The organism is Streptomyces sp. NPDC104309 (assembly GCF_055584025.1).
The window spans coordinates 34531-55497 of record NZ_JBVJMV010000045.1 but is presented as its reverse complement, the minus strand read 5'-3'; the positions used below and the strand labels follow the sequence as shown (position 1 = coordinate 55497).

14 protein-coding genes and 1 pseudogene are annotated in these 20967 nt (G+C 66.7%); 6 read left to right on the top strand and 9 right to left on the bottom strand.

The features are described 5' to 3' along the window. Positions 1-19: 19 nt before the first annotated feature. From ACZ68L_RS38405 to eccD, 4 genes are all read right to left on the bottom strand, one after another. A complete protein-coding gene (locus tag ACZ68L_RS38405; RefSeq protein ID WP_469587164.1) occupies positions 20-1399 on the bottom strand; it encodes a M16 family metallopeptidase in 1380 nt (459 codons plus the stop codon). After that, positions 1396-3609: a polyribonucleotide nucleotidyltransferase gene (locus ACZ68L_RS38400; protein ID WP_351084673.1), complete on the bottom strand. Its 2214-nt coding sequence runs from the start codon at positions 3607-3609 to the stop codon at positions 1396-1398. The genes ACZ68L_RS38405 and ACZ68L_RS38400 overlap by 4 nt, the downstream gene beginning before the upstream one ends. Before the next feature lie 334 nt (positions 3610-3943). After that, positions 3944-4234 carry a 30S ribosomal protein S15 gene (rpsO, locus tag ACZ68L_RS38395; protein ID WP_003965855.1) on the bottom strand — a complete coding sequence of 97 codons (291 nt, stop codon included), beginning with the start codon at positions 4232-4234 and terminating at the stop codon, positions 3944-3946. 279 nt (positions 4235-4513) lie between these two features. Next, positions 4514-6016, bottom strand: a complete 1503-nt coding sequence (gene eccD / locus ACZ68L_RS38390; protein WP_469587185.1) for a type VII secretion integral membrane protein EccD — start codon at positions 6014-6016, stop codon at positions 4514-4516. Positions 6017-6251: 235 nt separating this feature from the next. Between eccD and eccCa the strand changes: the two genes are divergently transcribed. From eccCa to ACZ68L_RS38365, 5 genes are all read left to right on the top strand, one after another. Continuing rightward, a complete protein-coding gene (eccCa, locus tag ACZ68L_RS38385) occupies positions 6252-10226 on the top strand; it encodes a type VII secretion protein EccCa (protein ID WP_469587159.1) in 3975 nt (1324 codons plus the stop codon). 465 nt (positions 10227-10691) lie between these two features. Further along, entirely contained in the window at positions 10692-11078 is a 387-nt protein-coding gene (locus ACZ68L_RS38380) for a hypothetical protein (protein WP_469587182.1), read from the top strand. Next, a complete protein-coding gene (locus ACZ68L_RS38375; protein ID WP_469587156.1) occupies positions 11078-13159 on the top strand; it encodes a hypothetical protein in 2082 nt (693 codons plus the stop codon). Before ACZ68L_RS38380 ends, ACZ68L_RS38375 begins: the two co-directional genes overlap by 1 nt. Further along, complete coding sequence (locus ACZ68L_RS38370) at positions 13156-13695, top strand: hypothetical protein (RefSeq protein ID WP_469587153.1); 540 nt, start codon at positions 13156-13158, stop codon at positions 13693-13695. Before ACZ68L_RS38375 ends, ACZ68L_RS38370 begins: the two co-directional genes overlap by 4 nt. 468 nt (positions 13696-14163) lie before the next feature. Next, positions 14164-14868, top strand: coding sequence for a hypothetical protein (locus ACZ68L_RS38365; RefSeq protein ID WP_469587151.1), 705 nt, complete (start codon positions 14164-14166; stop codon positions 14866-14868). 25 nt (positions 14869-14893) lie between these two features. On the opposite strand, the gene ACZ68L_RS38360 is transcribed toward ACZ68L_RS38365, so the two are convergent. Continuing rightward, positions 14894-15690 (bottom strand): IS5 family transposase gene (locus ACZ68L_RS38360; RefSeq protein ID WP_469587148.1). Its coding sequence is split into 2 segments (ribosomal slippage): positions 14894-15345 and positions 15345-15690, totalling 798 coding nucleotides; the frame shifts between segments, so codons are not numbered across the junction. Between the two features lie 97 nt (positions 15691-15787). Here ACZ68L_RS38360 and ACZ68L_RS38355 point away from each other — a divergent pair. Continuing rightward, positions 15788-16396 (top strand): hypothetical protein, encoded by a 609-nt coding sequence (locus ACZ68L_RS38355; protein ID WP_469587146.1) that lies wholly within the window; start codon positions 15788-15790, stop codon positions 16394-16396. Positions 16397-17008: 612 nt separating this feature from the next. On the opposite strand, the pseudogene ACZ68L_RS38350 reads toward ACZ68L_RS38355, so the two are convergent. From ACZ68L_RS38350 to ACZ68L_RS38335, 4 genes and pseudogenes are all read right to left on the bottom strand, one after another. Then, a pseudogene (locus ACZ68L_RS38350) lies at positions 17009-17361 on the bottom strand (DUF4333 domain-containing protein). A gap of 573 nt (positions 17362-17934) precedes the next feature. Beyond that, on the bottom strand, positions 17935-18237 hold the full coding sequence (locus ACZ68L_RS38345) for a WXG100 family type VII secretion target (protein WP_469587143.1): 303 nt from the start codon (positions 18235-18237) through the stop codon (positions 17935-17937). Positions 18238-18301: 64 nt separating this feature from the next. Continuing rightward, positions 18302-18661 (bottom strand): WXG100 family type VII secretion target, encoded by a 360-nt coding sequence (locus ACZ68L_RS38340; protein WP_469587141.1) that lies wholly within the window; start codon positions 18659-18661, stop codon positions 18302-18304. 79 nt (positions 18662-18740) lie between these two features. Then, a complete protein-coding gene (locus ACZ68L_RS38335) occupies positions 18741-19994 on the bottom strand; it encodes a S8 family serine peptidase (protein WP_469587138.1) in 1254 nt (417 codons plus the stop codon). Positions 19995-20967: the final 973 nt, after the last annotated feature.

Below are 20967 nucleotides of genomic sequence, written 5' to 3'. Positions count from 1 at the left end.
TCTGCTTCCTTACGGGGAGTTAGGAGACCGCTTCGTCGAGGCGGTCGGCCTGCTTGTCCTTGAGCGGGCCGATGACGGAGAGCGAGGGGCGGTGTCCAAGGACCTCGCCCGCCACCGCGCGGACGTCATCGGGGGTGACCTGCGCCATCCGGGCCAGCATGTCGTCGACCGACATCTGGTCGCCCCAGCACAGTTCGCTCTTGCCGATGCGGTTCATCAGCGCGCCGGTGTCCTCCAGGCCGAGGACCGTGGAGCCGGACAGCTGCCCGATGGCCCGGCCGATCTCCTCGTCGCTCAGTCCTTCGGACGCCACTCGGTCGAGCTCGTCGCGGCAGATCTTGAGGACGTCGTGGACCTGGCTGGGCCGGCAGCCCGCGTACACGCCGAAGAGTCCGCAGTCCGCGAAGCCGGAGGTGTACGAGTAGACGCTGTAGGCGAGGCCGCGCTTCTCCCGTACCTCCTGGAAGAGTCGCGAACTCATGCCGCCGCCTAGGGCGGCGTTGAGGACGCCCAGCGCCCAGCGGCGGTCGTCGGTGCGAGCCAGGCCGGGGACACCGAGGACGACGTGGGCCTGCTCGGTCCTGCGGTTCAGCAGCTCGACGCGGCCCGCGGTGCGCAGGGTGCGGGAGCCCACGCGCGGGGCGACCGGGACGGCGTCGGTGCGGGACAGCGCGCCCGCTCGCTCGAAGGCCTTGCGGACCTGGCGCACGACCGTGGCGTGGTCGATGTTGCCCGCGGCGGCGACGACCAGGTGGGTGGGGTCGTAGTGCTTCTTGTAGAAGCGGGCGATCCGGCCGCGGTCGAGCGCGTTGATGGTGTCGACGGTGCCGAGGACCGGGCGGCCGAGGGGGGTGTCGCCGAGCAGCGTGTGCGCGAACAGGTCGTGCACGCAGTCGCCCGGGTCGTCCTCGGTCATGGCGATCTCTTCGAGGATCACGCCGCGCTCGGCGTCGACGTCCTCGGCGGTGATCAGCGAGCCGGTCAGCATGTCGCAGACGACGTCGATGGCCAGCGGCAGGTCGGTGTCGAGGACCCGCGCGTAGTAGCAGGTGTACTCCTTCGCCGTGAAGGCGTTCATCTCGCCGCCGACCGCGTCGATGGCGGCGGAGATGTCGAGGGCGCTGCGCTGGGCGGTGCCCTTGAAGAGGAGGTGTTCGAGGTAGTGCGTCGCGCCGTTCAGGGTGGGGGTCTCGTCGCGTGAGCCGACGTTGGCCCAGATCCCGAAGGTGGCGGAGCGGACGGAGGGCAGCGTCTCGGTGACGACCCGGAGGCCGCCGGGGAGGACGGTGCGGCGGACCGTACCGATGCCGTTGCTGCCCTTGAGAAGCGTTTGGGTACGGGCGACGGCCCGCGCCTTCGAGGAGGCGCGGGCCGTCGTCGCGGAACTACGGGACGTCACTTGGCGGCGTCGTCCTTCTTCTCGTCCTCTTCACCCTCGATGACCGGGATCAGGGAGAGCTTGCCGCGGGAGTCGATCTCGGCGATCTCGACCTGGACCTTGGTGCCGACGCCGACCACGTCCTCGACGTTCTCCACACGCTTGCCACCGGCGAGCTTGCGGATCTGCGAGATGTGCAGCAGGCCGTCCTTGCCCGGCATGAGGGAGACGAACGCACCGAAGGTGGTGGTCTTGACGACCGTACCCAGGTAGCGCTCGCCGACCTCCGGCATGGTCGGGTTGGCGATCGAGTTGATCGTGGCACGGGCGGCCTCGGCGGCCGGTCCGTCGGCGGCACCGATGTAGATGGTGCCGTCGTCCTCGATCGTGATGTCGGCGCCGGTGTCCTCCTGGATCTGGTTGATCATCTTGCCCTTGGGGCCGATGACCTCACCGATCTTGTCCACCGGGATCTTGACGGTGATGATCCGCGGGGCGTTCGGGGACATCTCGTCCGGGACGTCGATGGCCTCGTTCATCACATCGAGGATGTGGAGGCGGGCGTCGCGGGCCTGCTTCAGCGCGGCGGCCAGGACCGAGGCGGGGATGCCGTCGAGCTTGGTGTCGAGCTGCAGCGCGGTCACGAACTGCTTCGTTCCGGCGACCTTGAAGTCCATGTCACCGAAGGCGTCCTCCGCACCGAGGATGTCGGTGAGGGCGACGTAGTGGGTCTTGCCGTCGATCTCCTGGGAGATCAGGCCCATGGCGATACCGGCGACGGCGGCCTTGAGCGGCACACCGGCGTTCAGCAGCGACATGGTGGAGGCGCAGACCGAGCCCATGGACGTCGAGCCGTTGGAGCCCAGCGCCTCGGAGACCTGACGGATCGCGTAGGGGAACTCCTCGCGCGTCGGCAGCACCGGCACGATGGCGCGCTCGGCGAGCGCGCCGTGGCCGATCTCGCGGCGCTTGGGCGAGCCCACGCGGCCGGTCTCGCCGACGGAGTACGGCGGGAAGTTGTAGTTGTGCATGTAGCGCTTGCGGGTCACCGGGGAGAGGGTGTCCAGCTGCTGCTCCATACGGAGCATGTTGAGGGTGGTGACGCCCAGGATCTGGGTCTCGCCACGCTCGAACAGCGCCGAGCCGTGCACGCGCGGGATGGCCTCGACCTCGGCGGCGAGCGTACGGATGTCCGTGACGCCACGGCCGTCGATGCGGACCTTGTCCTTGATCACGCGCTCGCGGACCAGCTTCTTGGTCAGGGCGCGGTACGCGGCGGAGATCTCCTTCTCGCGGCCCTCGAAGGCCGGGAGGAGCTTCTCGGCGGCGATCTCCTTGACGCGGTCCAGCTCGGCCTCGCGGTCCTGCTTGCCGGCGATGGTGAGCGCCTGGGCCAGCTCGGACGTGACGGCGGCGGCGAGCGCCTCGAACACGTCGTCCTGGTAGTCCAGGAAGACCGGGAAGTCGCCGGTGGGCTTGGCGGCCTTGGCGGCGAGGTCCGACTGGGCCTTGCAGAGGACCTTGATGAAGGGCTTCGCGGCTTCGAGACCGGCGGCGACGACCTCTTCGGTCGGGGCCTCGGCGCCGTCCTTGACGAGCTGGATGGTCTTCTCGGTGGCCTCGGCCTCGACCATCATGATCGCGACGTCGCCGTCCTCCAGGACGCGACCGGCGACGACCATGTCGAAGACGGCGTCCTCAAGCTCGGTGTGCGTCGGGAAGGCGACCCACTGGCCCTTGATCAGGGCGACACGGGTGCCGCCGACCGGACCGGAGAAGGGCAGGCCGGCCAGCTGCGTGGAGCAGGAGGCGGCGTTGATCGCGACCACGTCGTACAGGTGGTCGGGGTTGAGCGCCATGATCGTCTCGACGATCTGGATCTCGTTGCGCAGGCCCTTCTTGAAGGAGGGGCGCAGCGGGCGGTCGATCAGGCGGCAGGTGAGGATCGCGTCCTCGGAGGGCCGGCCCTCACGGCGGAAGAAGGAGCCGGGGATCTTGCCCGCGGCGTACTGCCGCTCCTCGACGTCCACCGTGAGGGGGAAGAAGTCGAGCTGGTCCTTGGGCTTCTTGGAAGCGGTGGTGGCCGACAGCACCATGGTGTCGTCGTCCAGGTACGCGACGGCGGAGCCTGCGGCCTGCTTGGCCAGGCGGCCCGTCTCGAAGCGGATGGTGCGGGTGCCGAAGGTTCCGTTGTCGATAACGGCCTCGGCGTAGTGGGTCTCGTTCTCCACTAGCGTTTTCTCCGATACATATCGTCTTCTCGCCCCCACGCCCGTGTGGCGGGGGACGGTAGCGGAGAAGCCCTCCATCGGCGGGCCGGTCTTCGATCGAAGCACCCGGGTCGATGAGTCCGGGGGCCACTACCGAGGACCGGCGGCGGGGAGGTCTGCTTCTCGCTCGTCCGTGGGTCGTTCTGCGACCAGGTTACTGAGATTCGGCCCGGCTTGGCATTCCGGCCATGTGGGCGGGCCCGCCACACGTCGTACGTGCGTGCGTACGCACAATCGTACGTACAACAAAGGGAGCGGCCCCCTCAGTGGTGGGAACCGCTCCCTTCACGGCGAATTACTTGGCGCCGCCGGCCGCACCGCGGCGGATGCCGAGGCGGTCGACCAGGGCGCGGAAGCGCTGGATGTCCTTCTTGGCCAGGTACTGCAGAAGGCGGCGACGCTGGCCGACCAGGATCAGCAGACCACGACGGGAGTGGTGGTCGTGCTTGTGCGTCTTGAGGTGCTCCGTCAGGTCCGAGATGCGACGGGAGAGCATCGCGACCTGAACCTCGGGGGAGCCGGTGTCGCCCTCCTTCTGGGCGAACTCGGACATGATCTGCTTCTTCGTAGCGGCGTCGAGCGGCACGCGTACTCCTCTTTGATGTTCGATGCGTCCACGAGTGCCCCTGGTCTTGATCGCAGGGGTTCTTCCGATACTCGGGGGCGAGGGTCCGATGAGCGCAGATCCCAGGATGATCCGGGAGCGCGTACACAAACGGCCGTCACACAGCGTACCAGCCCGGCGGAGCCGGTTCGGTCGGGGGTGAGGTGACCCCGGGCGCCCGGCCACGGCTTCGTCCTCAGTCGCCGGACGGACGTGATTCTGCCCGGCTGTGCTCGGCTTCGGCCGGGCGGGCCCGCGGGATCAGCTGGTGAGAGCGCGGATCGAGTGGTAGAGATCGAAAACGGCGAGGCACAGGGGCATCAGCGTCAGGAGCACGCACGCTTCGGCGATCTCCAGGAAGCGCCCCCAGAACGGAGTGACTCCCTTGCGCGGCACGATCAGCCCTATGGCGGTGATCAGGGCGGCGGCGCCCGCAACGGCTGCGGTGAGCCAGATCGTACGGATGTCGAGCGCGGTTCTGTCCCCCGCGACCGCCTCGCGCAGCATTTCGGTCGGCGGATTGAGGGACAGGCCGAGGCCCAGGAGCACGAGTGCGCCGAGACCCGCCGCCAGGACACAGCCGACCTGGGCCGTGTAACGGAAAAGGTGGGAGCGCATCAGCATGGCGACCCCGGTGGCAAGTGCCAGCAACTGGCCCCAGATGTTGTCCGAGAACCCCAGGACGGCGGCGGCGCCCACGGCCACCAGCGCGCATCCGCCGACCAGGCCGAGGAGCAGTTCGTGGCCGCGCCGCGCCTGGGCGGCGATGCGGTCGGCGTCGACCGGGCCCTGCGCCACCGGTTCGGACGTCCCGTAGTCACCGACGGTGGTACGGGGTGGCTCGAAGCCGATGGGAAGGCGGGCGAAACGGGTGGAGAGACCGGGCAGGAAGGCGAGGACACCCACGGAGAGCGGCGCGCACACCGCCGCGGTCTCAGCAGGCGCCATGCCGGTCGTGATCGCGACGAAGGTCACCAGCAGACCGATGGCGGCGGCGAACACGAACGCGACGAAGAGGCCGTCCCCGCCCGGGGCGGCGATCATGAGGATCACCGCCGCCACCAGCACGGCGGCGCAGGCGAGCAGGAACTGGAGCCTGCCGATGCCCTCTCCCTCGCCGAGTGGCAGCAGCCCGGCGCCGGAGACCGCGGCGTTCGCGAGCGCGCCGATCCCCAGAGCCGTGGACGATCCCCGGTCGTCGTACACGCGCGCCCGTACGCAGGCGAGCGCGAGAGCGAGTACGGCGACGACCGCGGCGAGGACGCCAGGCAGGCCGTGCATGTCGTGCCGGGGGCCGGAGGTCCACAGCACGAAACCGAGCAGGACCAGCAGGAGCGACCCTCCGAAGAGCCCGGCTCCGCGCATGAGGCTGTCGCCCCAGAGGGTGCGGTCCCGGGCGACGGCGGAGGCGACTGCGTCGGAGACGTCGTCGAAGACCGCGGGGGGCAGCGATTCGGAGAAGGGGCGCAGGGACAGCAGTTCGCCGTCGAGGATGCGCTGACCGGCCAGGGTGCGCCCACTGTCGAGGACGGTGCCGTCGCGGCGTACCAGGTGATAGCCGACCGGAGCGCCCTGAGCGGGGCTCTGTCCCGACAGCCGGAGGATCTCCGGATACAGGTCGGCGACCGGGATGTCCTCGGGCAGCGCCACGTCGACGCGGCTGTCGGGCGCGACGACCGTCACCCGGCAGAATCCGGTTCCGTTGCCGGCCGGAACTCCGGGGCCCTGCCGACCTTGTCCGGTGGCCGCCGCTTGGGCCGTCATAGTCACCTGCTGCTCCCCCTCATCGCTCTCCTGAAACGAACCCCGGGAACGTCGGCCTCGCTCGCGCCCCGAATGACCGTTTCCTTGCGGTAGTTAGCGAATGCTTACACGCGTCGCGACACCCTACCGCTCCTGGTGTCCTTCCATACGCCGATAGGATCCTCCCGCGGATGGGGCCCGTCGCCACGGGGGCGCCGATACGAACAGTTCTGTCCGGCAAGGGAATTGGTGAGCTGTGAGCCAGATTGTCGTCAAGCGCCCACCGCGGGCCCTGCCCTCCGAAGTGCCGGACGAGCAGGTGCAGTTGCAACCTCCGCCCGAACTGCCTCGCGGTCAGCAGGAGGGGGTGATGATGCAGCTGCTGCCCATGCTCGGCATGGGCGGTTCCGTCGTCTTCTTCTTCATGACCCCCAACCCGATCATGCGGATCATGGGCATGATCATGATCGCATCAACGGTCGCCATGGCCGTTGCGATGATGGTCCGCTTCCGGCGGGGCGCCCAGGGGCAGCTCGCCGACATGCGGCGTGATTATCTGAAGTATCTGACACAAACCAGGCGCGCCGTGCTGAAGACAGCCCGCAAACAGCGCGACGCGCAGTTCTATCTCCACCCGTCCCCGGAGCAGTTGTGGGCGCTTGTCGCCGAGGGCAGCCGGGTCTGGGAGCGCCGCGTCGGTGACGCCGACTTCGCGCAGGTACGCATCGGCCTGGGCAGTCAGGAACTCGCCACGCCGCTCATCGCGCCCGAGACCGCGCCGGTCGATGAGCTGGAGCCGCTGACCGCGGGGGCGATGCAGCAGTTCCTGACGACCCACAGCACGCTGGACGGCCTGCCCATGGCAGTCTCGCTGCGCGCCTTCTACCACCTGACGATCAGCGGCGAAGCGGAGTCCGTCCGTTCCACGGCCCGTGCGATGGTCGGTGCGCTCGCCTCGCTGCACTCCCCCGAGGACCTGATCATCGCCGTCGCGACGGACCGGGACGCAGCCCCGCGCTGGGAATGGGCGAAGTGGCTTCCGCACGTCCAGGCCCCGGACTTCGTCGACGGCGCCGGCGTGCGCCGCCTGATCACCACGAGCGTCGCGGAGTTGGAGGAAATGCTCGCGGGCCGGCTCGAAGGCCGGCCGCGCTTCCAGCCCGATGGCCAGCCGCTCATGGACCAGCCTCATGTCGTCGTCGTGCTCGACGGCCAGTCCGTATCGCCGGTGTCGGCGCTCGCCGCGGCCGAGGGCCTCCAGGGCGTGACTGTCGTCGAGGTCGTACCGGGTGAGGCCAACAGGGCACGCGGCGGCCTGTCCGTCGTGGTGCACCCCCATTCGCTGCGGTTGGAGTCCGGTCACGGGCTGGTCTACGACGGCCTTCCCGACCTGCTCAGCCATGAGGCGGCCGAAGCGCTGGGCCGGCAACTGGCGCCGCTGCATGTGGCCTCGGGCGGGGACGACGACGAGCCGCTGCTCGCCAATCTCGAGTTCACCGATCTGCTGAACCTCGGTGACGCCGCCTCGATCGACGTCAGCAGGACCTGGCGGGCCCGCTCCCAGGCGGAGCGGCTGCGCGTCCCGATCGGCGTCGGTGAGGACGGCGCCCCGGTGATGCTGGACCTCAAGGAGGCGGCGCAGGAGGGCATGGGGCCGCATGGTCTGTGCGTCGGGGCCACCGGTTCCGGAAAGTCCGAACTGCTGCGTACGCTCGTACTCGGCCTTGCTGTCACCCACACCTCGGAGACGCTCAACTTCGTCCTCGCGGACTTCAAGGGCGGTGCCACCTTCGCCGGTATGGCACAGATGCCGCACGTCGCGGCGGTGATCACCAACCTCGCGGACGATCTGACGCTGGTCGACCGGATGGGCGACTCCATCAGCGGTGAGCTCAACCGGCGCCAGGAGATGCTGCGCGACGCGGGCAATTACGCCAACATCCATGACTACGAGAAGGCGCGTGCCGCGGGCGCCCCGCTGCAGCCCATTCCCTCACTCGTTCTGGTCATCGACGAGTTCAGTGAACTGCTCACCGCCAAGCCCGACTTCATCGAGATGTTCGTGCAGATCGGGCGTATCGGCCGTTCGCTGGGCGTCCATCTGCTGCTGGCCTCACAGCGCTTGGAGGAGGGGCGGCTGCGCGGTCTGGAGACCTATCTGTCGTACCGGATCGGCCTGCGCACGTTCTCGGCGGGCGAGTCCCGGGCGGCGCTGGGTGTGCCCGACGCCTACCACCTGCCCAACGTCCCCGGTTCCGGCTACCTGAAGTACGGCACGGACGAGATGGTGCGGTTCAAGGCCGCGTACGTCTCCGGGGTGTACCGCTCGGGCGCCCAGCCGGCCGTAACCTCCGGCCCCCTGCCCGTGGACCGCAGGCCGGTGGTGTTCACGGCGGCTCCGGTACCGGTGCAGTACGTCCAGCCGAGCTTGCGGACCGGGGCCTCCGTACCCGAGGCGCGTACGTCGGAGGACGACGCCCTGGCGGACACGGTGCTCGATGTGATCGTGCGTCGGCTGGAGGGCCGGGGGGTCTCCGCGCACCAGGTGTGGCTCCCTCCGCTGGACAACCCGCCGTCGCTGGACGAGCTCCTGCCGGGGCTCGCCGCGGTAGAGGGTCGTGGGCTGACCCAGCCCGCATTCGAGGGTGCGGGCCGTCTCGTCGTACCGCTGGGCGTGGTCGACAAGCCGTACGAGCAGCGGCGCGACACGCTCTACCGGGACTTCTCCGGTGCGGCAGGCCACATGCAGATCACCGGTGGTCCGCAGTCCGGCAAGTCCACTCTGCTACGCACACTCATCGCTGGCTTCGCACTCACCCACACGCCCCAGGAGGTCCAGTTCTACGGACTCGACTTCGGTGGCGGCGGCATGGCCTCGGTCTCCGGTCTGCCGCACGTCGGCGGGATCGCCTCCCGGCTCGACCCGGAGCGGGTGCGGCGCACGGTCTCCGAGGTGTACGGGATCATGGCGCGGCGCGAGGAGTACTTCCGCAGCGCGGGCATCGACTCCATCGCCACCTTCCGCAGGCTGCGGGCGCGCGGCGACATCTCGGTCACGGACCAGCCGTGGGGCGACGTCTTCCTGATCATCGACGGCTGGGGCAACTTCCGTACGGACTACGAGGGCCTGGAAGCGGCGGCCGTGGACATCGCGGCGCGCGGCCTCGGATACGGCATCCACCTCATCGTCACGGCGTCGCGTTCCATGGAGGTCCGGGCCAACCTCAAGGACCACCTGATGAACCGGCTCGAACTGCGGCTCGGCGACGTCATGGACTCCGAACTGGACCGCAAGGCCGCGGTCAACGTGCCGGCCGGCGTGCCCGGTCGTGGTCTCACGCCGGAGAAGCTGCACTTCATGGCCGCGGTACCGCGGATCGACAGCATCAACTCCGACAGCGACCTCTCCGAGGCGACCGCGGCCATGAACCAGGAGGTCGCCCGGCACTGGACGGCGGCGCCCGCCCCGGCGGTCCGGCTGCTGCCCCGCGAACTCCCCGTGCACGAACTGCCCGCGGGCTACGCGCATCCGGAGCGGGGTGTCGCGTTCGGTATCGACGAGAACAACCTGGAGCCGGTCTTCCTCGACTTCGAGCGCGACCCGTTCTTCCTGGTGTTCGGCGAGAGCGAGTCCGGCAAGTCCAATCTGCTGCGGCTGCTCATCAAGCAGCTGACCGAGAGGTACGACGGGAACGTCTGCAAGTTGTTCGTCATCGACAACCGGCGAGCGCTCCTGGACGTCACCCCTGCGACGCACCTGGCGGAGTACGTGCCCATGTCCAACAACATGGAGCACCACATGGACGCGCTGTACGACCTGATGAAGCGCCGTACGCCGTCGCCCGACGTCACGGCGCAGGAACTGCGCGAACGCAGCTGGTGGAGCGGCCCGACGGTGTACGTGGTCGTCGACGACTACGACCTGGTCTCCACGTCCAGCGGGAACCCGCTGGCCAAGCTCACGGAGATGCTGCCGTTCTCACGCGACGTCGGCGTCCGGTTCATCATCGCCCGTAGCACGGCGGGGGTCGGACGGGCCCTGTACGAGCCGTTCATGCAGCGCATCATGGAGCTGGGCGCACAGGGCCTGATGCTCTCGGGCGACCCCGTCGAGGGGGACGTCCTCGGCAACGTACGACCGCGCCCGATGCCTCCGGGGCGCGGGGTCTTCGTCACGAGGCGGCGGGGGAATCCGCTGGTGCAGTCCGGGCTCATGGACGGGCAGCGGTAGCTGCCGCGTACCCGGTGGGCGGGCGGAGCGGAAACGACGCCTGCGCGGTGGGCGGGGCAGGCCGGTGTGGCTGTTCCCGCCCGCCTCGTACTCCGCGCCCTCTCCGCGCCGGGAGTGGGGTGGTGGCTCGCACGGGCTGCCGCCCCTGGACAGAGGTGACTTCAGCAGTGCGGCACTCCCCTCGCATCGGCGGCGCAGTCAACGACCGCACCGTCGGCCATCGAGGCCCACGGGACCAACGGGGCCGGCAGAGCTGGCAGAACTGGCACGGCATGAAGATCGAATGAGCGTGGGGCGGACGCTAAACTCCCGTCAAGTTCGATTGTCAGGTCGATTTTTCGAGTGAAGGATCGAAGTCTTCTCATCCAGCTCGGCGGAACAGCCTGCACGGGGGAAAGGGGTCTGACGGCCTGGGACGAGTGGGAGCAGCTCAAGACGGCGGCTGTCGAGAATCGCTCTGCGGCGATGCAGCTGAACCGTGTACCGGACGAGGGCGGCACGCCCGCTCCCGGAGGCGACCTGAAGGTCAATCAGCAGGACCTCGCGGCCGTCGGTGACGCCGCGTTCAAACTCTTCGACAATCTGGGCAAATACGGACGCGATGCCTGGTCCATCAGCCAGACGGCCGCGAAGGACCTGAGCACCCAGGGCTTCGCACTGGGCGGCGCGCTCGACCATGTACAGGAGCGCTGGGAGAAGCAGCTCAAGACCCTGCTGGACGCCTGCGCGCACATTTCCAATCACATGGATTTCACCAAGGGTGCACACGCCGGTGACGAGTACTACATCTACGGCATCGTGAGCAGCATTTCGACGCTGGACGACGGATTCACGGAGAGGACGCAGCGCTGATGGACTTCGAAACGCTGCGCCAGGGCAACTTCAGCCAGCTCGGCCAGGCCATCACTGCCTGGAAGGGCGTGGTGGACAAACTCGGAACGCTGGAAACGGACGCACGGGACGATCTGAAGGCGAAGGCGGACAAGGCCGACTGGGCCGGTGTGAATGCCACAGTTTCTCGTGAGTTCATCACCAAGACGGCGGGGGAATTCTCCGACGCCCACACCCAGGCGAAGACTGTTCACGACATCCTCAACGACACCCGCGACGAGCTGGTGGACTACAAGGAGCAGTTGGATCAGGCCTTGGAGCGGGGCCGCAAGAAGAACCTCACGGTGACCCGGACCGGCGGTGGCGGCTTCACGGTGACGATGATCATCCACCCGGACCGGGCCGCCAAGGGCCACGAGGTTCCGGACCACTCTCCGCAGGACGCGGAGCACCTGCGGGACGATGTGCAGCGCATCTTGAACCGGGCGACGGAGAGCGACACGACGGCCGCAACCGTCCTGCGCGCCATCGTCGACCAGGCTGAGGTCGGCTTCTCCGGTGCCTCTTACAACGACCGTGACACCGCGATCGACGCCCTGCGCAAGGCGGAGGAAGCCGCCAAACTGATCAAGGACAAGGGCGACGAGATGTCGCCCGAGGAGTTCCAGAGGCTGAACAGTCTGCTCAGCTCGTACAAGAACGACCCGTTGTTCCAGGAGAAGTTCGCCACGCAGCTGGGCCCGAAGGCGACGTTGGAGTTCTGGGCGGACCTTTCGAGCCCGGACAGCCCGAATGACCTGACCCGCACGCAGCTCAACCAGCTCGGCGAGTTCCAGAAGAACTTGGGCCACGTCCTGGGCGGCGCCACCCAGTCGGACAGCCCTGCCATGCGGCAGTGGGAGAACGACATGCTGAAGCTCTCGGGCGAGCGGTACAGCACCCGCCAGGGTGACATCTGGGGCTTCCAGATCATGAGCAACCTGATGCGCACAGGCGACTACGACGACCAGTTCCTCAACAAGTACGGCAACGAACTGGTCGCCAAGGAGAAGCAGATGAGGCTGCCGGACCACTTCTGGAACCAGCCGCCGAAGCCGAAGCTGAACTTCATCGGCGACGAGGAGTTCGGCCGCGACCCGATGACCGGCTTCCTCACGGCACTCTCCAACAGTCCGGACGCCTCGACGGACTTCTTCAACGCGAAGGAGCCGCAGGACAACGCGCAGTGGGTGCTGAAGGACCGCCCGTACTTCGACGACTCCCCACTGGACGACGGTCCGAACGAGGCCAAGGACGCGGCCGGCAAGGCCATGTTCGCGGCGGTGTCGGGCGTGTCCGACCCGAAGGACCCCGACGCGGAGTTCCTGCCGCACTCGCTGGAGCAGCGGGAGGCCATGAAGCGCTCCCTCGGAATCCTCTCCAGCATGGGCAACGACTTCCCGTCCGAGCTGCGCGACGACATGGCGCTGGCCCTGGGCAACCACGGCGACTGGGTGCACCAGGCGATGAGTGATCCGGTGTCACGGCACGAGCTGGACTCGGGGCAGCTGATGGAGGTCAGCAAACAGGTCTCGCGGAACAGGGACGCTTACGGCGAGCTCGTCAGGCAGATGCACGGAGCGGTCGTGGCCGATATCTACACGGAGAAGGCGCACCCGGAAGACAGCCTGGACCGCGCCGGCCGCACCGTCGGCTTCCTGGAGGAGGCCCGCTACCAAGCCACCAACGACGAGAAGGGCCAGAAGCTCGCCGACGCCTCGTGGGAGAAGGCCGGGAAGTATCACGTCATCGGCGGCCTCGTCACACCGTGGCATCCGGCGGGTGACGCCGCCCAACGCATCGTGGACGTGGTCACGTCCAAAATGCTGGAGGACGAGCAGAACAAGATCAGCAGTCAGGCGACCGCAGACCACCAGGAGACGTACACCCGACGTACCCAGGAGCTCCAGAATATCGCGGACATCTGGTACAAGGAGAACACGGAGTGGGCCGAGGATCCGACCCACGAGGGCTACTCGAAGAACCACGGCATCTACAAACAGATCGGGGAAGCCGCCAACGACGGCAACAAGAAGGCCGAAGGAGTGGCGGGCGTCCAATGACCGGGAAGACATCACGGCGCCTCACCGCCTCGGCTGTGGCCTGCTGCCTCGCACTGTCACTCGGCGCATGCGGCGGGGGACGCGAGTACACCGTTCCGAAGGCGGCGTGCGGCGTCCCGGTCAGCGTAAAGGCGCTCGACCCGTTCCTGGTGGACGGGAAGGAGTTCAAGGTCCTGGGCAAGCCCGTGGCCACGGGCGTGGGTAACTGCGCCATCTGGGTCGACGAATGGCTCGTGGTCAACCTCCGGCTCGAAAAGGTCGACAAGCTCTACGACCCGATGGACCCGTCGGAGGAGTTTCGCTTCAAGAACCGGGCGAAGATGGCGAACCTGCCGTTCAACGGGCTGAGCGCGGTGGGTGACTTCAACGCCATGGTCAGCGCGAAGTGCGCGGCGCCCGACGCCAAGTACGTCATCGTGTACGTCGAGGTCAGTCTCAAGTCCACCGGCGACGTCACCCGGCGGCGCGAGAACATCGAGTCCTTCGCCCTCGACGTCGTACCGAAGGTGAAGAAGGCACTCGACTGCACGGCCTGACACCCACGCCCACGGCCCGATCTCGGAGAGACAGCCGTGGGCAGGGGCCGTTATGGGGAAGCACCCCAGCCGACAGGCAGATATGTGCCGACTGCTCAGCCCGCTGGTTCGGAAAGAGGGACCCGGAGTCGCTACGGCCACACCCGAAGTTCCCCTCCGAACCTGTACAACGGATGGTTGCGCTGCCCTTGTCCAGGGGGAATTTCACGGGCGAGTTACCCACAAAGGAGGGACTGTCCTGGTGAGCGGTAGGGCTCACGAGGGTTCTGATCCGACAGACAAGAACTCTGGGTAAGGTGCCCCGCATGCCAGAGATAGGGAGCCGACGGACCACAGCGTCCGCCACAGCACCGCCCCCGCGATCAGGGTCAGCGGCCTGACCACCACCTCGGGGTCAGCTCAGGTCAAGGGGTCGTGGATCCAGGCTCAGTTCAGGCCGTCGCTCGACGTCCGCCATAATCATGGGTCATGGAGCTACTCGTAGGGATTCTGGTGAAGGTACTCCTCTTCACCTTCATTGCGGGAATGTTCGCCCTCGTCTTCATCATGGGCAGGCGCAGCCGCAAGAAGGATGCGCGGACCAGGGAGGAGTATTCGCAGCTTGCCCGGATTGCCCAGGAATGTGGTTGGACATACACACAGCGCACGAACGGGCGGATCGATCGTTATTGCGGGATAACTCCCCTCCCCGACAAGGGCACGAATCTGGGCGCCTGGCACTACACCAAGGGAGAGTTCCGCGGTCACCCCTTCGTGTACTTCGAGTACCGCTACGTCAGCCCCATGGCGACCCACGAAGTCGGGGAGCAGAGGGTGCCCATCATCAAGGCAGTCTTCGTCGTCACGACGCCGGGCTCGGGGCCGTTTGTGCAGATATATCACCCGAGCAAGCTGGACTCGATCCTCGATCGGAGGACCAAGATGCAGCTCGGCGTCCCGGAATTCGATGAGGAATTCCGGATCGTCACCAAGGACGAGTCGTTTGTCCGGGATGTCTTGAGTGATACGGTGGTGCTTTTTATGCTCTCGGACCCGCGAGCCAAGAAGTCTCCGTTTGCGTTGCGCGGCAACGAGCTGTTCACGTGGTACACAGGCACTCTCTCTCCACAGGCTGTCGACGAGAAATTGAACTACTTGTGCGACGTGCTGGACCTGATTCCCGCACAGGCTTGACCTGCTGCCTGAGTAAGAGGTCGTCTCAGTTGGTGATTCGGCGGTAGCAGATGAGGGCTGCTGCAATGCCGACGAACCCGAGGAAGTGGTCGGCCAGGACCTCATAGCGTCGATGTAAGCGTCGGAAGCCGTTCAGCCATGCCACAGTCCGCTCAACCACCCAGCGGTGACGGCCGAGCCGCTCCGAGGACTCGATGCCTTTGCGCGCGATGCGAGGCGTGATGTGCCGTGCTCGTAGCCAGCGACGCAGGTGAGGGTAGTCGTACCCCTTGTCTCCGTGGAGCTTCGCAGGCCGGCGTCGGCGTGGCCCGCGACGCGAGCGAATCGGTGGGATGCCCCGGAGGAGCGGCTCAAGTCCTTGACTGTCATGGGTATTCGCCCCGGAGATGCCGACCGAGATAGGCAGACCACTTCGGTCGGTGAGCAGTTGAATCTTGGATCCCTTTTTGCCTCGATCGGTCGGATTCGGTCCTGTCGGATCCCCCCTTTGACAGCCCGAAGACTGACTGAGTCGATGGCGCATCGGGACCAGTCGAGGATGCCGTTGGAACCGAGCTTGTCGAGGATCACGCGGTGGAGCTTGGCCCAAACGCGGGCTTCGGTCCAGTGAGTGAATCGGCGGTGAGCGGTCTGCCAGGACGCCCCGAACACTGGCGGAAGCTGCCGCCACGTGCAGCCGGAGGTGGCAGCGAACAGAATCGCGGCCAGAACACCACGATCGTCAGCCGTCCGACGGCCGCCCCCTTGTGGACGCACCGGTGCCTCGGGCACCACACGAAGAAAAAGCTCCCACAACTTGTCGGGCACCAGCTGCTGCACCATCTCCATGCCATGACAACGAGGGCCCCGGCTAACCGTGGACAGGAGATCTGGTCGATGCTGTCATGGACGTTTTCCTCGCAAGCATCTTCGAGAGGCTATGACCGATTACCTGCAGGCCGTCTTCGCCATGCTCGGCCCGGGAGAGGAACGCTTCGCCGATCCTGCGGCCTGGCTCAGCCTGGAGGAGGAACTCGGCAGGAAGCTTCCGGCGGACTACAAGCAGATCGTCGACGCCTACGCACCCGTGCAGATCAACGGACACCTCTGCCTCTCCCATCCAGCGTCCGAACGGTGGAACCTAGGCGAGGAGGTCCGCTCGGCATCAAAGGCCTGGTCAGAGAGTGCATGGGAGTCCTATGTCACGGGGCCTCGCGACGATCCACGCACGTTCTGCGATCTCCCACAGCTCAGCTTCGGTACCGCCGAGGGCCTCATACCCCTCGCCGCCACCGATCAGGGAGCCGCAGTCTTCGGAGCTCCGCAGGTCTACGGGTACTCAAACGGTGTGGTGGTACAGGGGGAAGAAGGCGATTGGGTCGGACACCCGATGGCCTTCGCCGAGTGGCTGTACCGCTACCTGATCGGCGAGGAGATGGCCGGCTGGGACAGTGCGACCTTCTACCCCGGACCCGTCCTACTGGAGTACCTGCCTACCGCTCCAGGCCAACGCACCCGCGATGCCCGCGGCCCGGAGCGCGGCATGTGAGCAGCACACCAAACGAGACGACCTCTAAGCAGAGTGCCCCTTGCCCCGTGACTCAAGGTTCACCGGGGCACGGGGCACTCTGCCGTCCGGCCTCGGCGGAGGACGAGACGCGGGCGCCGTCGGCCGATACGGGGCTTACCCCGTTCCGTGAGGGGTCGTCCGGACTCAGTGCCTGGGACAGCGTTGAGGGCCCGATTACGGGTGCACCATCTGCTGCTTCGAATGTCGTGACGCGAAGACCGTCCGGCCGGCGACACCCAGGCGCCTGCAGATGAAGACGACGTACCGATCCGTCTGTTCAGCCACAGCTCCGGCCACCGTCCCGTGCCGCAATCCGCAAACTGTTCGGCCTCAACGGGGACTTCGCCGACGACAGGCTCGGGAACTTCCTGCGCACCGATCCGCAGGCCGCCGACACTCCGATCCGCTTCGACAAGGACGGGCTCATTGCCCGGGTCGAGGGCCACGTACGCCCGAAGCGCGCCCTGTCGAGGCTCAACTGCCTCTGCGGCGTCCCTGAGTACACGCCGACGCCCGTGTGGAAGCTGCCGGCGAACTCCGCGCCCGACCGGGCCTTTCGCGCGCTCGACGAGCGCGCGAAAGGCCCGGCTGTCAGTTCGCAGCCGGAGAAGCCGTGGCGTCGGCCTGGATGTCGAAGTTGATCTTGCCCCGTCGACAGATGAAACCTTGACCGTCACGCCCAAGGTGCTGCCGTCGCCGGCCGTGAGCGTGCAACGGGTGGTGTTGCCGACCTTCCCGACAAGGTCGGCGGGGCAGGCGACGTCCGGCTTCGGCTGGTTCGTTGTGGCGGCGAGCTTTTCGGCGACCGTGGCGGCCAGCTTGTCCGCTGACAGTTTCGGATCGGAATTTCCCACACTGACCGAGCCCGAGCAGCCGACGAGCAGTGCGCTGGCAACTCCGGCCAAGAGGCTCCAAGTCACGGCGGACATACGGGCTTTGGTCATGTTGGTTTCCCCTTCGGTTGATCAAGACAGCAGGACGCCGAAAGGATACTTGGCGGGGCTGCTCCGGCATTCCGCCGGAGCAGCGCCCCCACCTGGGGCGGAGCAGTGAACACTTCAGTCCGCGCCGAGCAATCGACGGTGCTCCATGGGCTCTTCGCTCTACCTGCAAACGATCTCCACCCGAGGGGGCAGACCGGAAGAACTGGCCCGTGAAGTTGTCGATTGAGGCAGTGTCGGCTGGTGATCTGAAACGCGGACGCGCCTCCTCGCTGTTCAGCGAGCGCGCCGGACAAACGCGGGACGGCGACACGCTCCCTGCCACACTCGACCGCTCGTCGCTGGCATCAGATCGCGCCAAGCAGGGGCCGATACGCCGACAACAGGAACTTGACGGCCTGGTGAGCGGCCCCGTACCGCTGAGCTTCCGAGACCGGGAGTTACTGCTCCGGGGCCTGATGGCAGTGCCCCTGCCTGCAGGCAGGGGCACTGTGGTGTGCTCGGCTCGATGGTCGGGACACAGGTCAGGGTGGGCACCTCCCGTGCGTGCCCACCCTGACTGTGTCCTGCCGAGGACTACTCGAAGTTGGCCTTCGCCCGCTTGTCGCCGGCGTGGTAGGAAGCTGCGGCCTCGCGCACCTTCTTGGAGATCTCGCTCAGGGCGCTGTGAATCGCCGTGGCGTCGTTGTCCCAGCCCTGCTGAGCGGTGTCATAGGCGCTCTTGGCTTCGCCCACCCAGAGCTCGGACACATTGGCAATCATCCGCTTGATGGACGCAAGGTCCTCCTGGAGCTGCTTGCTCTGCCGGTCGATTGCCCCGGCGGCCAGATCCAGGCTCGCGTAAGTGACAACCATCGTGCCGTCGTGATTGCTCGGCATGCGGTCCTCCCGTGTTATCTAGGTTTGGTGTTACTGCCTCGTGCGTGGTGCGGGCGCGGCAGGATCAGAAGTAGTTGAGGTTCGAGGTCCTGGCCTCCGCCGTCGCGTCACCCGAGTAACCGCTGACGACGTCGACACCCTGAAGGGCCTGCTTGATTTCGTCTTCGGTGTTGCCCGAAATGGTTCGCGCCGCCTTGATGGCCTCCTGGTAATTGAGGAGCCGATGGGCGATGCTGACCATCTTCCGGTTGATCTCGTCCTGCTTCGTGTTGAAGGCACCGGCGCCGATGCCCTTCCAAGCGCCTTCCAGGCCGTCGATCGTCGCCTGCAGCGTCTTCAGCTGGCCCTTCACTGAGTCGAACCGCGTGGAGAGCTCACCCTCCAGCTTGAGTAGAGCGGCTTCTGAAAGCTTCTGATCAGCCATGGTTTCGGCTTCCTTCCTGGTGCTCTTATTCGGTCCGGCTTTACTCGCCGGTGGGTATGGATGAAGAACCTACGGCCTGTCAGGCAGTGCGGCGCTTACGGACGAGCGTGAAGGCTCCGCCGCCGAGCACGAATACCGCTGCCGCTCCGCCGATGATCAGACCGAGCGGACTGCCGTCGTCCTTCTCCTTGCTGGAGCCTGCCACGACGGCGTCGTCAGCCTTTTCCTTCTTCTCGGGCTGTGACGAAGCTGGTGCAGACGGGGCGGGGGAGGCCGAGGAGCCGGACGTCTTTTCCTTGGTGAGGGGGCTGATGTCCGGGGCGCCGGGGGCTCCCTTGCCCTTCAAGATGTTCATGGAGGGGCGGATCAGACCGTGGCCGAGGTACTTGCTGAGCGTGCCCTTCTCCCAGTCACGGCCAGCAGTGTCGAAGAGAACGTTGAGGACCTGGTTCGCAGTCCAGTCAGGGTGGGCGGACCACACCAAGGCTGCGGAGGCGGATGCGATGGCGGTTGCCTGGCTGGTGCCATCGCCGTCGCAATACCTCTGGAAGGTCTCATCACACCAGTACGGAATGTCACTACCAGGAGCAGCGATATCCACACTGCCGCCGTTTTGGGAGTACTCGGCTACCTTGCCGTCGCGGTCAGCCGAGGAGACACCTACGACCTGTGGGTACGCGGCAGGGTACTGATCCTTGTTGCTCGTCTCCGCATTATTCCCCACGCCCGCGAAGAACAACTTCCCCTTACTCTGGGCGTACTTCACCGCTTCACGCTCCTCCTGCTTGGGGAAGTCGCTGGCAAACGACATGCTGATGATCTGTGCATCGCTGTCTGCTGCGGCCCGGATAGCGTCTTCGGAGTCATGGGCGTTCACCGAATGCCCGTTCTGGAACTCGGTATTGGTGATTCGCATCGGGATAATCTTTGCACCCGGAGCGAGGCCCTGCAGGCCTCCACCCTTGCCCGTTCCGGCAATCAACTCAGCCATCGTTGTGCCGTGCCCGTTATAGTCGTCGTACTCATCGCCGTCGGCCCCTGTAGCGTCAAACCCCTTCAGGACCTGTCCCTTCAGAGAAGGTGTGGACGCATTGACGCCGGTGTCGATGACAGCAACCTTGATACCTTCGCCCGTGGTGACCTTCCACATCTCCTCCGCCTGCATCGCGCTGAGGTACCACTGCTTCGATTGCACATCCGCAGCGAGCGCGGAGGGAGCAGCCCCTGCGGATATCACACTCAAGGCAGCGGCCACAGCCATCGTGCCGAGCAGGCGTCCTCGAAATCCGAGAGCCATGCGGCGCTTCCGGGTCTGGCTCATTCCTGCTGTCATCCTGACTTCCGAACCTTCCCTGTACCTACTCGATCACCGGCGGTGCGACTCCGCGCCGGCCGGCCTCCCACGTCTCTCTATCTTCCGTCAGGTATTCCGGACGCGGGGTGCCGCCGTTCTGCTCCTCGTCGTCAGAGTCTCGTCGGCCTGCGGGCCCACGTACGAGGCCCGCGCCCCCAGCAGTGAAGCCCCTTGCACCCGACCCGGATCCGACGGCACCGCGAGGCGTACCCACGACGCCGTTCGAGCTGGGAGTCCCCCGCCCACCAGGACGAGTCACGCTGTTCGTTCCGCCGGCTCCGATAACCTTTCCGCGCGGAACACCACGAGCTCCCCCAGACGTACCTGCGCCCGGAACGGTGCGCTGCGGGGTCCCACCTACGATGCCGCTCGCCCGCCCAGTACGCGGACCAGGAGACCTGGAGGCACCGGCTTGGCCTCCTGCCATGGGCCTGCCGCCAGTCACACCGGACCGACCAGCAGCGGGTGGCTGACTCCCGCTCCCACCAGGGCGCCCAGACGTGCCTGAGCCCGAGCTACCGCCCATGGGCCCCGGACGCCCAACCGGAGCTCCGGTGCGCCCATTCGCCGCAGGCCCACTGCGCATGGGGCCACTGTTTCCGGGCTGCCCGATCGCTCTGGGCAAACCAGTTGATGCCGTGGACCGCCGCGAGCTGCCTGTCACCGGGTTCACAAAGCCATTCGCCACGGGCGGAGTCGAGCTTGTGCTCGGGCTCGTAGGATTTGTAACCGACGGAATTGGAGACGTGTCGGAAGCGGTCACCGGGGCTGGCGGAGCAGTAACACTGTCGATCTCAGTTGATGTGCTCTTGTCCAGGACAAGCGTGGCCACCCCAAGTGCCTCGGCGGAGGCACTGCTTCTGGTATTGCCTGAGCTGCCGGCTTCGCCCTTCGCAGCGGGCTCCGATACACCTCGTGGCGTGCCACTACCCGACGTTTCGGGACTTGCTGA